We start from the raw sequence: 14,462 nt of genomic DNA on the forward strand, positions 1-14,462 counted from the left end.
TCCATCTTTCTCATGCTAATGGAGTCCACTTTCACCCACTGGGAAAATGGACTCCGTGTGAATGCGTCGGGCTAGGCAGTACGCTCCTTCTGCAGTGCCACGGCGACGTCGATAATCATGTCCTCCTGGCCACCGACGAGCTTGCGGCGACCAACCTCCTCCAGGATTTCCGCAGCCGGCACGCCGTAGCGCTCGGCGGCACGCTCCGCGTGGATGAGGAAGGAGTTGTACACGCCCGCCTTGCCCTGCACGACAGACGAGCGGTCCATGATCGGCACGCGCGTCATCAGCGGGCGGACAATGTCTTCCGCGGCGTCGAGCAGCTTGGTGGTGTCCAGGCCGGTCTCGATGTCGAAGCGCTCGAAGACGGCGGCGAGGATCTCGGTCGGGGAGTTGCCTGCACCGGCGCCGAGCGCCGCGAGGGAGCCGTCGATCTGCTTCGCGCCCGCGCGCACGGCCAGCACGGAGTTGGCCACGCCCACGGAAAGGTTCTGGTGGCCGTGGTAACCGACCTGCGCGTCGTCGCCAAGCTCCTGCACGAGCGCATCGACGCGCTCCGAGACCTCCTCCAAGATGAGATGGCCGGCCGAATCGACGACCATCACGCACTGGCAGCCGCCATCGGCCATGATGCGCGCCTGCTCGGCGAGCTTCTGCGGGCTCGCCATGTGGGAGAGCATGAGGAAGCCGGCGGTCTCCAGGCCCAGGTTGCGGGCGTGCTCGAAGTACGACGGGGAGATGTCCGCCTCGGTGCAGTGGGTGGCCACGCGCAGCATTTTGATGCCGCGCTCCTTGGCCTCGGTGATGTCCTGCAGAGTAGCCAGGCCCGGCAGCGCGAGCGCAGCGATCTTCGCCTGCTTGGCTTCCTGGGCTGCGGCCTCGATGAGGTCCATCTCGTTGGTGCCGGAGAAGCCGTAGTTGAAGGTGGAGCCGCCGAGGCCGTCGCCGTGGGCGACCTCGATGACCTGGACGCCGGCAGCATCGAGCGCGCGGGTGACATCGCGTACCTGCTCGACGGTGAACTGGTGGGTGACCGCGTGCGAGCCGTCGCGAAGCGTGGTGTCGTTGACGCGGACCTTGTACGGAGGCTTGTGCTCAAAAGTGGTGAAGCTCATGGGTCTTAGTTCCCTTCCTTGTTGTCAGAGCCGTCAAGAATCTTCTGCGCCAGCAGGTCGCCCGTCTTGGTCGCGGCGGAGGTGATGATGTCGAGGTTGCCGGCGAAATCCGGCAGGTAGTCGGCGGCGCCGCGCACCTGCACCAGGGCGGTGACGCGCGCGAGCCCGCCCCAGCGTTCCTGGGCCTCTTCAAACTGCAGGTCGGCGGTGAGCTCGTAGCCAGGCACGTACTGCTGCACCTTTGCCACCATGTCTGCAACGGAGGCAGCGATCTTGTCGCGCAGCTCGCCTGGCACCGCTGCCTCGGCGGGCACGCCTGCGTAAACGGTGTTGCGCATCATCACCGGCGGCTCGGCCGGGTTGAGAATGATGATGGCCTTGCCCTTCTTCGCGCCACCGACCTCTTCGAGTGCGCGGGAGGTGGTCACCACGAACTCGTCGACGTTGGCGCGGGTGCCGGGGCCTGCGGACTTGGAGGAAATCGAGGCGACGATCTCCGCGTACTCCACGTCAACCACAGAAGAGATCGCGGCAACGAGCGGGGTGGTCGCCTGGCCGCCGCAGGTAATCATGTTCACATTCCACACATCGTCCACCGCATCGAGGTTGACCGGCGGGCAGACGTACGGGCCCACCGCAGCCGGGGTGAGGTCGACGGCGTGGATGCCCGCCTCGCGGTAGCGCGGCGCGTTCGCGGCGTGTGCCCCTGCTGAGGTTGCCTCAAAAACGAAGTCGGGGAGCTCGTCCTTCGGCAAGTTCAGCAGCCAGTCGACGCCCTCGGCCGAGACAGTCAGACCCTTGTCCGCGGCGCGCTTCAGGCCGTCGGAGTCGGGGTCGATGCCGACCATGTACGTCGGGTTGATCAGCTCGCTGCGCTCGAGCAGCTTGATCAGCAGGTCCGAGCCGATGTTGCCGGAGCCGACGATCGCGGCGGTAAACGGGCGTTCGGTCACTGGGGTGGTCATATGCGCACTCCTTGGTCTTTAAGAGTTTGGGTATTAGAAGTGAATGGTCAAGGTGCCGAGGCTGCCAAAGTCGGCGGTGGCGGAGCTTCCCGCATCCACGGGGGCTGCGCTGGTGATGCTGCCGGGAAGGACCCACTGGCCCGCCGCGAGCACGTCGCCCTGCTCGTGCAGGATGTTCGCCAGCCACGCGACGGCTTCGAGCGGGTCGCCGAGGACGTCCTCGCCCTTGCCGGTGCCGGTGACGTTGCCGTCGATAAGCAGCGAGCACGTTGTCGCATTGAGATCCTCGAGTGCGACATCGAGCGGTGCCTCGCTGATCGCGACTGCGCCGCAGGAGGCGTTGTCTGCGATGGTGTCGGGCAGCGTGATGTCCCAGTCCTTGATGCGGCTATCGATGATCTCGATCGCGGCGTGCACGGACTCGATCGCCTCCGCGACGTCAGCGCGCGTGGTGTTGCCGCCGGAAAGCTCCTTGTTCAGCAGAAACGCGAACTCCGGCTCCACCTTCGGCGAGATGAAGGTGTCGGCCGCGATGCGCGCGTCGTCGCGGTAGAGCTGGGCCTTGGTGAAGAAGCCGAAGTCGGGGGAGTCGACGCCCAGCTGCTTCTGCATCGCCAGAGAAGTCAGGCCCACCTTGCGGCCGACGATCTCGCCCCACTTGGCGGTCAGCGCGGGGATCTGCGCCTTCTGCACGCGGTAGGCATCCGCAATGTCCATGCCCTCGAAGGAATCGCGCAGGGGCGGAATCGGGTTGCCGGTTGCATATGCGTCAACGAGCGCGGCCGCGGCATCGCGGACAGCCTGCTCGTTCCTCTCAGTTGCGTTGCTCATGTACGAGAGCCTATGCAGGGCGCGCGGCGACCGGGCGACGTATTCCGCGTCACGGAACGCGCCGGGAAAAGCGGGTGGGTTTTCGGGTGGGCGTCCCCAACATTCCCCCCGAATTTACAAATGTGTTCCGCGAGGCGGAATTGAGGGTGCGCTTAGTCGAGCGTGTGATTGGCTTTGAATAGACGCAAGCAAGGTGAAGCGACTCACTTGCTGCGAGATATGGTGGAGAGGAAGGAGCCTGACATGAGTGCAGCGAACGCAGACGTTGACGTGCTGGTCATCGGTACCGGCCCCGTCGGCCTCGCGCTGGCAAACCTGCTCGGCATCCGCGGCGTCTCCGTCGCGGTGATGGAAAAGCGCGACCAGCTCATCGACTACCCGCGCGGCGTCGGCCTCGATGACGAATCCATGCGCACCATCCAGGCGATGGGCCTGGCCGAAGAGTTCTTGCCCTACACCATCCCCCACCACATCATGCGGCTTGTCGACGGCGCCGGCAACGTCATCCTGACCAACAACCCGCAAGGCGAGCCCTACGGCTGGCCCCGCAAGTTCGGCTTCCTCCAGCCGCTCGCGGACAAGGCCTCCTTCGACGGCCTGTCCCGCTTCCCCCACGTCACCACCACGTTCGGCCGCGAGCTGGTCAAGATCGAAGAGGTTGCCGGCGGCGTGCGCGCAACCTTTGACATCGTGCGCGGCGAGGAGGGCGAGGAGCGCACCGGCGAGCAGGAGACCGTCACCGCGAAGTACCTCGTGGGCTGCGAAGGCGGCCGCTCCTTTACCCGCAAGTGGATGGGCACCGAGTTCGAAGGGAAGTCGCCCTCCACACGCTGGGTCGTCGTGGATGTGAACAACGACCCGCTCGGTGCCCCCAACGTCTATCTCGGCGCCGACCCGAACCGACCCTACGTCTCCATCGGCCTGCCGCGCGGGGTGCGGCGCTGGGAGTTCATGCTTTTCGACGACGAACCCACCGAAAAGGTCGAAGACAACGCCTTCATCGAGGAACTACTCGCCGAGCACATCCCCGAGGGCACCAAGCTCGACGTGATCCGCCGCCGCGTGTTCACCCACCACGGCCGCATGGCGCGCACGTTCCGCAAGGGCAACGTGCTCATCGCCGGCGACGCCGCCCACCTCATGCCAGTGTGGATGGGGCAGGGCTACAACTCCGGCATCCGGGACGTGACCAACCTGGCGTGGAAACTCGCCGGCGTGCTGCAGGGCAAGTTCAGCCCCTCGCTGCTCGACACGTACGACGTCGAGCGCCGCGACCACGCCAAGGCCATGATCGACTTGTCCATGACCTTCGGCACGGTGATCAAGCCGACCGACAAGAAGGTCGCCTTCGTGCGCGACACCGCCGCGAAGCTGATGAACCTCTCACCGCGGGTCAAGGACTACTTCGCCGACATGAAGTTCAAGCCGGTGCCGCGCTACAGCCGCGGCGCCGTGGTGGACCAGGCCACGCTCAAGCCTGGCGTGGCGGATCGCTCGAACGACCCCGCGCGTCGCCCGCGGATCGTCACCTCGCGCGTCGCGGTGAACAAATTATCGCCGGTCGGCCTGCAGCTGATCCAGCCGAAGGTGGAATACGAAGGCGAAGCAGTGCTTCTCGACGAAGCGCTGGGCCTCAACCACGCAGTGCTGAGCTGGGGCGTCGACCCGGCCCGACTGTTCACGCCAAAGCAGCTCGCCGAGCTGGCCGCAGCCGAGGTGAAGCTGGTCTGCGTGGTCAGCCCGACGCAGGTCGAGTGGGCGAAGCAGTACGTGTCGGAGGGCACCGAGGTGGTCTCGGACATCACTGGCGCGCTCAAGGGCTTCTTCGATACCCGCGCGGTGGGCACCGTGCTCGTCCGGCCCGACCGCTTCGTCGCGGCGGCGACGCTCAACGCGCAGGCCGGCCAGGCGTGGGAATCGTACAAGCGCGCAGCACACGTCCGCGCGTACCAGGCCGACACGGACAACTAAGGAAGGAAACGGAACATGACAGTCAAACTCGTGGCAATGTCGCACTCGCCACTGCTGGGCTACAACGATCCAGGCGAGGAGGTGAAGCAGGAGATGGAGGGCAGCTTTGAAAAGGTCCGCGAGTTCGTCAAGGACTACGACCCGGACCTGATCATCAACTTCGCGCCCGACCACTACAACGGCTTCTTCTACGACCACATGCCGCCGTTCTGCGTCGGCTTCCAGTCGGTCGGCGTCGGCGACTACGACTCGCAGGAGGGCTTCCTGGACACGCCGGAGGAGCTGGCGCAGGACCTGGCCCAGTTCATCATGGACAACGAGGTCGACGTAGCGATTTCGCGCCGCATGGAAATCGACCACGGCGCGGTGCAGCCGATGGAGATCATCTACGGCGACATCGCGGCCAAGCCCGTCATCGCCGTCTACGTCAACGGCCTGGCCCGCCCCTTTGTGCCGATGAAGCGCGTGCGCCTGCTGGGCAAGGCGATCGGTAGCTGGGCGGCCGCGCAGGACAAGAAGATCCTGCTCATCTCTTCCGGCGGCCTGTCCCACGACCCGCCGGTGCCGCAGTGGGTCACCGCCGATGAGAAGGCGCGCAAGCTCATGCTCAACGGCCGTTACCCCACCCCGGAGGCACGCGCCGAGCGCCAGGAGCGCGTCATTTCCACCGGCCGTAAGTTCGCCGCCGGCGAGATGACCAACATCTTGGACCTCAACCCCGAGTGGGACCGCGAGTTCATGCGCCGCTGCGCATCCGGGGACCCCACGGCATTCGACTCCTACACCGTCGAGGGCATGGACCGCGAAGCAGGGCACTCCTCGCACGAGGTGCGCACCTGGGTCGCCGGCTTCTCGGCCCTGGCAGAGGCAACTGGGGGCAGCTACGACATCGAGTTCGAGTACTACCGGGCCATCAAGGAATACATCGCCGGTTTCGGCATCATGCTGGCTAACTAACCACCAACCACACAAGGAGAGTACGACATGACTACCGTAAACATTCCGGATTACACCACCGACCCGTTCTTCGGCCTGGAGGACAAGTGGATTGAAACGGCACCGGGCGAGCTGACCCACTACCACGACCTTGGCGAGGGCGAGCCGATCCTCTTCCTGCACGGCTCCGGCACCGGCGTGACCGCCGCGGCGAACTGGTGGCTGAACCTGCCCCAGATTTCCGAGGTCGGCCGCACCATCGCCATCGACTCCATCGGCTACGGCCAATCCATCGCCGCGCCGGGCACCGAGTACGGCATCCGCGAGTGGGTCCGCCACGCGGTGCGCGTACTGGATGCCCTGGGCATTGAGAAGACCTGGATCGTGGGCAACTCCCTGGGCGGCTGGCTCGCGTTCCAATTCGCGCTCGACTTCCCGGAGCGCCTCTCGGGCATCGTCTCCATGGGTACCGGCGGCGCGAAGCTGACCAAGGCGCTGAAAGGCCACTCGAACCCGACCCTGACCGAGGAGGGCATCCGCGATACGCTCGAGCTCTTCGTGGTGGACAAGACCCTGGTGAGCGACGAGCTGGTCAAGCTGCGCTACGAGTCCGCACTCAACGACACCGCCAGCGACCGCCTCAAGGAGGTCGTTGCCGCTCGCGACCGCGACCGCGACGCCCTGCCCCTCGACTTTGACAAGCTCGCCGAGCTGGAAATCCCGGTGCTGCTCATCCACGGCATGCAGGACGCGGTCATCCCGGTCTCCCGCACCTGGGAGTTGGTGCAGACCATCCCGAACGCGGATGCGCACCTGTTCTCGCAGACCGGTCACTGGTCGCAGGTTGAGCGCAGCGAAGAGTTCAACCAGGTGATCATCGAGTGGCTCAAGCGCCACTTCTAAACCTTTTCCTTCACTCCAGGGGCACCCAGACACGCTCGTTTGGGTGCCCTTGCGCCTTACATAGGGGATAAAAGCACTATGCACAACACCATTTCGCGGGCGCGGCCGAGAGACTACGCGTACTCAGTGTTTGCCATCGTGGTCATGATGGGCGGCACCGCCTTAGTCACCACCAGCCAGCTCGGCACGCCGCCGGTGTCTTCTCCCGTCTACGCCATGACGCTGATTGGGGGGCTGAGCTTCGGCGGGTGGACGTTCGCGCTCAACCTCTTCCTCATCGCCGCCCAGTGGCTGATGCTGCGCCAGGACTTCCCGCCCAGGTACTGGCTGCAGCTGCCCGCCCTGATTGTGGGCAGCGCGAGCCTCGACGGGTGGATGTACGCGTTTCGCCCGCTGGTGACTGACGCCTACGCCCTCCAGGCGCTCGAAGTTGCGCTCGGCCTTGTGTTCCTCGGCTTCGGCGTGTCCATCTTGGCTACCGCGAACGCGGTGTTCCTCCCGGGAGAGGGGTTCGTCGCCACCATCTCGACGCTCACGCGAAAGCCCTTCTACAAGGTCAAGCTCGTCTTCGACATCACGTGCGTCGCACTCGCGGTGGTGCTGTCCATCCTCTGGGTGGGCAACTTCGAAGCCGCCCGCGAGGCCACGATCGTCTCGGCACTCACCCTCGGATTCATCGTCGGTGCCTGCACCCCGCTGGCCAAGCGCCTGGTCAAACCGGTCGCCTAAGGCACGCAAAACGCCCCGAAAACACGCAGTTTTCGGGGCGCTTTCGTATCCAGCCGTGCTAGCGCTTCTGCGGCGGCAGCGAGTAGGTGCAGCCGACCTTCGCCAAAAGCTTGCCGGTCTCCTCGGAGTGGATCTCCGTGTCGGTGACGATGATCGTCCGGCCGGCGCGCACGATGCGCGAGGTGGAGATGGCATCGCCCGAGTTCACGTTGGACACCACGTTGATGTTCGAGGCCACCGCGAGGGGGAACACCCCCTTCGGCACCTGCTGCATGGCCAGCCACGTGGCGGACAGGTCGGCAAGGCCGAACAGCGCCGGCGCGGAGAACATGCCCGCAGGCTGCGAGACCGCCTGGGTCAGCGGCATGCCCAGCTTGACTACCTCCGTGTTGCCCTCGATGGGGTACAGCTGCAGGGTCTCTTTCACGTCATGCACTTTCTCGTACATGGCGTTCCAATCGTCGATAAAACTCATGTCAGCTCCAGGTTCTTCGTGTCGGTGGATTGGTTGGCCACCCAGTCGGGCTCGGCAACCATGAGGGCGTGCTCCTCGCCGGTGCGCAGCTGCACGTCGAGCACGTAGCGCATGCCGGCATCCTCGCAGGCGGAGATCTCTTCCACGTTGTCCGGCTCCACGGGCACAATCACTCGGCGGCACTTCGGATCCGTGGCAAAGACCTCACTGATTCGCTGCGCCAGCGCTTCCGCGTTGTCGTACGGCAGGATGACGTCGTTGGCACCGTAGGGGTAGGTGTGGCGTACCGGGTGGTCCTTGACGTATTGGAAACTCACGAGACGACCTCCCCGATCGTGCCCTCGCGCACCGCCTGGCGCAGGAAGAGCTTGTCCAGCTTGCCGCCGGAGTTACGCGGCAGTTCGTCCACCACGACCACCTTCGACGGCAGCTTGTAGCGTGCGAGGTGGCGCGAGCAGTGGTCGCGGACGCGCTCGAGGGTGATCTCGCTGTCGTCGATACGCTCGATGACCGCGACGATCTTCTCGCCCCACTTCTCGTCGAACTCGCCGACGACGGCGGCGCGGGTAAAGGAGGGGTCCTCGGCCAGGATGCGCTCCACCTCGGCGGGGTAGACGTTCTCGCCGCCGGAGATGATCAGGTCCTTGAGGCGGTCGACGATGTAGTAGAAACCGTCCTCGTCGACGTAGCCGATATCACCGGAGTGGAACCAGCCGGCGGTGTAGGACTTCTGCGTCATCTCCGGGTTGTTCCAATAGCCCAGGGCGACGTTCGGGCCCTTCACCCACATCTCGCCGTGGCGGCCCGGCTCCTTGATCCGCTCGCCGGTGTCGGGGTCCATGAGCTTGACCTGGGTGTGCGGCATGGGGAAGCCGCAGGAACCCAGCTTGGACTTGGTCATGTCCGCCGGCAGGTAGGTGGCAAACGGGGCGGTCTCGGTCAGCCCCCAAGCCTGCTGGATGTTGATGTCCTTTTCGCCGTACTTCTTAATCAGCGCGGGCGGCACGGGCGCGCCAGCGCAGATGATCGCGCGCAGGTTGGACAAGTCGGCGGTCTGGAACTCCTCGGTCTGCGCGATGGCGGAAAGCATCGCCGGGACCATAAACACCGAGCCGATCTTGTGCTCTTCCAACAGCGCGAGCGTGGCCTGCGGGTTGAAGGCGCGCTGGACCACGAGCGTGTTGCCGCGGAAGAAGGAACGGATGGCAAAGGAGTTCAGCGCGCCGACGTGGAACATCGGAGCCACGGCCAGCGAGGTGTCGCCGGGGCGGGTATCCACCAGGGTGTCGACGTTGATGGAGTTCCACCACAGGTTGCCGAAGGAGAGCTCGGCACCCTTCGGCAGGCCGGTCGTGCCGGAGGTGAACAGCAGCAGGGCGAGGTCCTGCATGGTCCTGGCACCGGGCTTGCGCAGGCTCTCGGTGCCCTCGTTGGTGAACTTGGAGGTCGCGGACCAAAACAGCGGGATCTCCTCGTCCACGGGCGCCGCCGGGTCATCGTCGACGACCACGATGTGGTGCTTTTCAATACCGAAGACGGACTTCGCCTTGCCCACGTGCGAGCCCTCCACCACAACAGTGTGCGGGGTGCCTAGCAGGAAGAGCTTGGCGGTCTCCGGTGCGGAGAGGCGGAAGTTAAACGGCATGAACGTCGCACCGATCCACCACGCGCCGAACATGGCGAAGAGGAAGGAACGGGAGTTCTGCCCGATGTAGCCGATGCGGTCGCCGCTGTTCACGCCGGCGTCGACAAAGTGCGCGGCCCAGCGGCGCACCTCTTTGGTGAACTCGGCGTAGGTGAAGGACTGGCCTTCGTACCACAGGGCTATGCGGTTTTGGAAGTGCCGCTCATGCCGGCACAGTTGGGTACATGGATTGACATCCACATCATTGGGATCTTGCTGAACGCCATACACGATCATAGGTCATCGCCTCCTGCAGACTTTGCGAATCCTCGGGCGGCGATGCCGCCATCGACGTTGATAATGTGCCCGGTGATATTGCCCGCGTCCTGCTTGGAAGCAAGCAGCACGTACGACCCGGTGAAGGTCGCTGGGTCGAGCGAAATATCGTGGAGCGGAATATAGGGATTGGAGCCACCAGGGCGGCGGTCGAAGATCTCCGAGACGGAGCGATCGCCGAGCCCGCTTGCGGCCGGGCCGGAGAGCGACGTGCGCATCCCGCCTACCGCGACACCGTTGACGCGGATCTTCGGTGCCAGCTCGTAGGCGAGCTGCACCACCAGGCCGCGCCCCGCGAACTTCGACGCGGTGTACGACGGCCCGCCGCCCGCGGCGTAGAACGCCGAGTTGGAGAGCGTGAAGATGATCGAGCCGTTGGTCTTGAGCAGGTGCCGCCAGGTCGCCTCGGCGGTAAGTAGGTAGCCCTTGACGTTGACGGCCATGACTTCGTCGAAAAGCGCGGCGATCTCCTCGCCGCTCAAGCGGGTGAACGAGCGGTAGAAGTCCCAGATCCCGGCGTTCGGGATCACCGTGTCGAGCTCACCGTAGGTGGCAATATGCTTGTCGACGGCCGCGTGCAGCGACGCCGGCTCGCGCACATCCGCAGCCAGCGGCAGCACCTTGTCGGGGTTGATCTCCTCGGCGGCCTCGCGCGCGCGGTCCAAGTCGAGGTCGACGATGCTCACGCTCGCGCCTTCGTCGACAAACCGCGCGGCGAGCGCCTTGCCCAGCCCCGAAGCGCCACCCGTAATCAGTACCTTTTGTCCCTCGATCATCGTGTTCACGCCCTAGAAGAAGGTGGAGATGTTCTTGGAATTCAGGACATTGATGTCGAGCAGGATGCGGCGGTCAAAGACCTTGTAGCCGTCCTCGGTGCGGCGCAACAGGTCCGTGCGCGTGCCGACGAAGATGTCTTCCTCGTGCTCGAGTCGGGTGCGGTAGACCATGAAGTTGGTCCGCGTCTCGATCACGTCTTCCTCCGTCTCCGCGACGGTGCCGTGGAAGGCGATGAGGTTGGTGATCAGGTGGCGGGTGCGCGACGGCGGATCTTCGGACCAGGCCATGCCGGAGTCGAAGCGGCGGATGCGCCAGGCCAGGGAGCTGTGGGTCTCGTCGTAGTAGGCGAGCCCGTCGCGGTCGGCGATGGCGAGCGCCTGCTGGCGACGCGTGCGGTTGGTGCGCGTCGGTGCCCAGTACTCCAGGTCCTCGTCGAAGTTTTGCAGCCAGTCGGTGTAGCGGCCCTCGTCGAGAAGCGCCGCCTCATCGTTGTAGAAGTTGAGAAGTTCGTAGTACTGCTCGGCGTCCACACGGCTTCCGAGCGAGACATCTTCTCTGCGTAGATAGTCAGTCATGGGAAATCACATCCGTCGTTAGCGAGCCAGCTTCTTCAACTGGATCGAGGGGTCAATGAGCTTGGAGGGAGTTACCGGAATCTCGCGGTCGATGATGCGCCGGGCGGCGCGCACCGCGTTCGAGTCGTTGTAGCTGGCAGCGCCAACCAGGGTGGTGCCGTCGGCGACGCGGAAGGCGACTGCGGGGTTGCCGTCCGCGTCGGGGCGGATGAAGGTCTCGCCCGGGGCGGACATGTCGCCCACGCCTTCGACGTGCACGCCGTAGCGATCGGACCAGAACCAGGGCGCGCTGCCCTTCGGTGCGTCGACGCCCGCGATGGAGGCCGCCGCCACCTTCGCGTCCTGCACCGCGCTGTCCCAGTGCTCGTGGCGACGCTCAAGGGTGCCGTCCTCGTTGCGCAGGCGCGCGCAGTCACCAACGGCCCACACGCCCGGCAGGGAGGTGCGCTGCTGCGTATCGACGATCACGCCGTTGTCGATGTCCAGGCCCAGGGACTCAGCCAGTGCGGTCTCCGGGATCAGGCCGATGCACAGCAGTACGTGGTCGACCTCGTAGGAGTCATCGTTGTCGACGTGGATGGTCTTGTGGTCGCCGTCGTCGGTGATCTCGGTGGTCATGCCGCGGACAAACTTCACGTTGTGCGCCGCGTGCAGGTCGTGGAGTCGCTTGGCCAGCTCCTCGCCGACCGCCGGGATCAGCGAGACCGGGGCCGGGTCGATCAGCACGACCTCGGTACCCAGCTCCTGGGCCTGCGCGGCAACCTCGGCGCCGATCAGGCCGGCGCCGACGATGCCGAGGCGCTTGCCCTCGCCCATCGCGCTACGCAGGGTGCACGCGTCGTCGAAGGTGCGCAGCACGGTGGTGTGCTCCTCAAAACCCGGGGTCTTGCCGATGCGGGCGAACCCGCCGGTGGCCAGGACCAGGTTCTCGTAGGGCAGCGGGTCCGAATTCTCGAGGACGAGCGTCTTGCCCTTGCCGTCGATACGCACGACCTTGTCCTTGACAATGGTGACGTTGTTTTCGGCGTACCAGTCTTCCGGCACGAAGCACAGCGCGTCGTGGTCCTTGGACCCGGCGAGCACGTCCTTGCTCAGCGGCGGGCGGTCGTACGGGATGCCCTCGGGGTCGATGATGGTGATGGGGGCGTCAACCCCCTTGGCGCGAAGTTCGCGGGCAACGGTAAAGCCGCCGATGCCGCCGCCGATGATTGTGGTCGAAGCCGTCATGGTCTACTCAACACCTTCCGCGGCGACACCGGGGGTCAGCCAGATCTCCTCGCCGCGAAGCTCGACCTTGTGGGTCTTCACGTTCTCGGTGGCCGGCATGCACAGGGCCTCGCCGGTCTTGAGGCAGAACTTCGCGGCGTGGAGCGGGCACTCGACTTCGGTGCCGTCGACCCAGCCGTCGGCAAGCGAGGTGACCTCGTGGGTGCACTCGTCGTTAATCGCGTAGACCTCGTCGTCCTCGGTGCGGAAGACTGCGATGGCGTCCTTGTAGCCGGAGGTCTCCGGGGAGATGACGATGGCCTCTTCCTGCTCGATATCGTCCAGAACAGCGACTTTGATGGCGTCAGACATGGCAGATGTTTCCTTTCAGTGCGGGTGCGGTGGCGGAGTGTGTTTTTAAGCTTCTTCGTGCCAGGCGGGGGTGTTCATCAGCTCGCGCCAGCGGCGGTAGAGGCCGCGGCCGGCGGCGTCGGAGTACAGCTCCGAGGTCATGCCGGGGTAGCCCTCGCGGGATTCCACGTTGTCCAGGCCCATCTGGTAGTTCAGGGCGGTGTTGGCGACCATGAAGGCGCCGGCGTTGGCCTGGCACTCGGACCAGTTCTCGCCGTCGTCCTGCTCAAAGACGCCGGACGGGCCGAAGGTGCGCAGGTTGTAGAGGCGCTGCGCCTTCGCGACGTCCTCCGGCATGCTGCGGTCCAGCACCGTCCATGCCCACACCTCCATCTTGTTTGGCCCCTTGGGGTGCCACACACGGATGGAACCGTTGACGGGCAGGTAGGAGAAGTTGGGGAAGACCGTGGCGTGGCCGTTGGTCAGCGGGCCCGTGACCTGCTCTTCCGACAGGCGCTCCTTGAGGAACTCGTAGTCGTAGTACTCGTGGACCGGCTGCGCGTCGAAGCGGTTCTTGGGGTGGACCGGGAAGCCTGCGCCGTGGCCGTGCTCGTCGGTGAACTGGCGGCCGGTGCGCTCCGCGATCTCCTTCTTCGGGCCCTTGCCGGAAGGCGAGAGGATCATCAGCGCCGAGGCGTGCGACATGGTCACGTGGTACCAGTCGGTGGCGAACTGCTCGGCGGCGAGCTTCCAGTTGCCGTCGAGGACCCACTTGGTCACGCCCTCGACAACGTAGGTGCCCTCCGGGTCGCGGTCCATGAACGCGTCGATATACCAGCGCATATCGCCCAGCGAATCCTCGAGCGGCTCCGCGTCGGCGTCCCAGTTGGCAAAGATGAGGCCCTTGTAGCTCTCCACGCGCGGGACGGCAGACAGGCCCCACTTGGCCTTATCAAACTCGTCGTTGTAGTAGTGCTCGCCCGGCACCGAGATGAGCTCGCCGTCCAGGTTGTAGGCCCAGCCGTGGTAGGTGCAGGTGAAGTTCTTGGTGCGGCCGTGGTCTGCGCGGCAGACGCGGGCACCGCGGTGGCGGCAGCTGTTGAGCAGGACGCGGATTTCCTTCTGCTTGTTCATCACCGCGATGACCGGGTCCTCACCCATGTAGGTCTGGAAGAAGTCGCCGGGTTTGGTGAACTGGGACTCGTGCGCGATGAACAGCCAGGAGCGCGCGAAAATGCGGCGCATTTCTTGGCGGTAGATCTGCTCGTCGCTGAAGATGCGGCGATCGACGAGCCCCTTGTCGGGATCCACCATTTTGCTGACATCAAGGTTGGTGTCTAGCCCTGCGGGGCGTTCCAGGGAGGGAGCGCCAAGGGAGGGACGTTCGTTTTGCATGGAAAGCTCCAATCGACGTGCTGTGAAAGCCAGAGTGAGAATGCTCTTGGGCAAAATGTGCTGCAGGTGCGCTCAAACAGGAGTTGTGAGACGCCTCACCGCAACCTCTGGAATGAGCATTCCACAAATGTGGGAACAAAGAGATAAGGTTCCGCTAGGCGGAACGGCGGGGGTGGCCCCGGTGGTCCGGTCGGGGGTAACGCGGGCCCGTACTACCGCAAAGTCCCCGCCGAAAGGGGGTGGCGGGGACTTTTGCAAGGCGAGCGCGGAACG

General features: G+C 65.0%; 15 protein-coding genes. 4 read left to right on the top strand and 11 right to left on the bottom strand.

All coding sequences use genetic code 11. The features are described 5' to 3' along the window. Positions 1 to 71 precede the first annotated feature (71 nt). Genes dmpG through M3G14_RS02955 form a run of 3 tightly spaced genes read right to left on the bottom strand, consistent with a single transcriptional unit; the run spans position 72 to position 2,911 of the window. Positions 72 to 1,115, bottom strand: a complete 1,044-nt coding sequence (dmpG, locus tag M3G14_RS02945) for a 4-hydroxy-2-oxovalerate aldolase (protein ID WP_259924506.1) — start codon at positions 1,113 to 1,115, stop codon at positions 72 to 74. Between the two features lie 5 nt (positions 1,116 to 1,120). Further along, complete coding sequence (locus M3G14_RS02950) at positions 1,121 to 2,068, bottom strand: acetaldehyde dehydrogenase (acetylating) (RefSeq protein WP_396122184.1); 948 nt, start codon at positions 2,066 to 2,068, stop codon at positions 1,121 to 1,123. A gap of 45 nt (positions 2,069 to 2,113) precedes the next feature. Beyond that, positions 2,114 to 2,911, bottom strand: coding sequence for a 2-keto-4-pentenoate hydratase (locus M3G14_RS02955; RefSeq protein ID WP_259924515.1), 798 nt, complete (start codon positions 2,909 to 2,911; stop codon positions 2,114 to 2,116). 243 nt (positions 2,912 to 3,154) lie between these two features. Between M3G14_RS02955 and M3G14_RS02960 the strand changes: the two genes are divergently transcribed. The 4 genes from M3G14_RS02960 to M3G14_RS02975 all read left to right on the top strand — a co-directional run bounded on the left by M3G14_RS02960 (position 3,155) and on the right by M3G14_RS02975 (position 7,450). Continuing rightward, positions 3,155 to 4,882 (top strand): bifunctional 3-(3-hydroxy-phenyl)propionate/3-hydroxycinnamic acid hydroxylase, encoded by a 1,728-nt coding sequence (locus M3G14_RS02960; protein ID WP_259924516.1) that lies wholly within the window; start codon positions 3,155 to 3,157, stop codon positions 4,880 to 4,882. A gap of 15 nt (positions 4,883 to 4,897) precedes the next feature. Then, entirely contained in the window at positions 4,898 to 5,839 is a 942-nt protein-coding gene (locus M3G14_RS02965; RefSeq protein WP_259924518.1) for a 3-carboxyethylcatechol 2,3-dioxygenase, read from the top strand. Between the two features lie 27 nt (positions 5,840 to 5,866). After that, positions 5,867 to 6,721 carry an alpha/beta fold hydrolase gene (locus M3G14_RS02970; RefSeq protein ID WP_259924519.1) on the top strand — a complete coding sequence of 285 codons (855 nt, stop codon included), beginning with the start codon at positions 5,867 to 5,869 and terminating at the stop codon, positions 6,719 to 6,721. Between the two features lie 78 nt (positions 6,722 to 6,799). Next, a complete protein-coding gene (locus M3G14_RS02975) occupies positions 6,800 to 7,450 on the top strand; it encodes a YitT family protein (RefSeq protein WP_259924520.1) in 651 nt (216 codons plus the stop codon). Positions 7,451 to 7,508: 58 nt separating this feature from the next. Here M3G14_RS02975 and M3G14_RS02980 read toward each other — a convergent pair whose 3' ends face one another. Genes M3G14_RS02980 through M3G14_RS03015 form a run of 8 tightly spaced genes read right to left on the bottom strand, consistent with a single transcriptional unit; the run spans position 7,509 to position 14,189 of the window. Next, a complete protein-coding gene (locus M3G14_RS02980; RefSeq protein ID WP_259924521.1) occupies positions 7,509 to 7,925 on the bottom strand; it encodes a PaaI family thioesterase in 417 nt (138 codons plus the stop codon). Then, the gene (locus M3G14_RS02985) at positions 7,922 to 8,242 is read right to left on the bottom strand and encodes a hypothetical protein (RefSeq protein ID WP_259924522.1); all 321 of its coding nucleotides are present in this window, start codon (positions 8,240 to 8,242) and stop codon (positions 7,922 to 7,924) included. Before M3G14_RS02985 ends, M3G14_RS02980 begins: the two co-directional genes overlap by 4 nt. Next, the gene (locus tag M3G14_RS02990) at positions 8,239 to 9,846 is read right to left on the bottom strand and encodes an AMP-binding protein (protein WP_259924525.1); all 1,608 of its coding nucleotides are present in this window, start codon (positions 9,844 to 9,846) and stop codon (positions 8,239 to 8,241) included. Before M3G14_RS02990 ends, M3G14_RS02985 begins: the two co-directional genes overlap by 4 nt. Beyond that, on the bottom strand, positions 9,843 to 10,661 hold the full coding sequence (locus M3G14_RS02995; protein WP_259924529.1) for an SDR family NAD(P)-dependent oxidoreductase: 819 nt from the start codon (positions 10,659 to 10,661) through the stop codon (positions 9,843 to 9,845). Before M3G14_RS02995 ends, M3G14_RS02990 begins: the two co-directional genes overlap by 4 nt. Positions 10,662 to 10,673: 12 nt before the next feature. Next, positions 10,674 to 11,237, bottom strand: coding sequence for an aromatic-ring-hydroxylating dioxygenase subunit beta (locus tag M3G14_RS03000; protein ID WP_259924530.1), 564 nt, complete (start codon positions 11,235 to 11,237; stop codon positions 10,674 to 10,676). Positions 11,238 to 11,255: 18 nt separating this feature from the next. Beyond that, positions 11,256 to 12,464, bottom strand: a complete 1,209-nt coding sequence (locus M3G14_RS03005; protein ID WP_259924533.1) for an NAD(P)/FAD-dependent oxidoreductase — start codon at positions 12,462 to 12,464, stop codon at positions 11,256 to 11,258. A 3-nt stretch (positions 12,465 to 12,467) separates the two neighbouring features. Next, positions 12,468 to 12,815, bottom strand: a complete 348-nt coding sequence (locus M3G14_RS03010) for a non-heme iron oxygenase ferredoxin subunit (RefSeq protein WP_259924534.1) — start codon at positions 12,813 to 12,815, stop codon at positions 12,468 to 12,470. A 45-nt stretch (positions 12,816 to 12,860) separates the two neighbouring features. Next, the gene (locus M3G14_RS03015; RefSeq protein WP_259924535.1) at positions 12,861 to 14,189 is read right to left on the bottom strand and encodes an aromatic ring-hydroxylating dioxygenase subunit alpha; all 1,329 of its coding nucleotides are present in this window, start codon (positions 14,187 to 14,189) and stop codon (positions 12,861 to 12,863) included. Between the last annotated feature and the right edge of the window lie 273 nt (positions 14,190 to 14,462).

The sequence above is a fragment of the Corynebacterium sp. p3-SID1056 genome (assembly GCF_025152525.1).
Taxonomy (GTDB): domain Bacteria; phylum Actinomycetota; class Actinomycetes; order Mycobacteriales; family Mycobacteriaceae; genus Corynebacterium.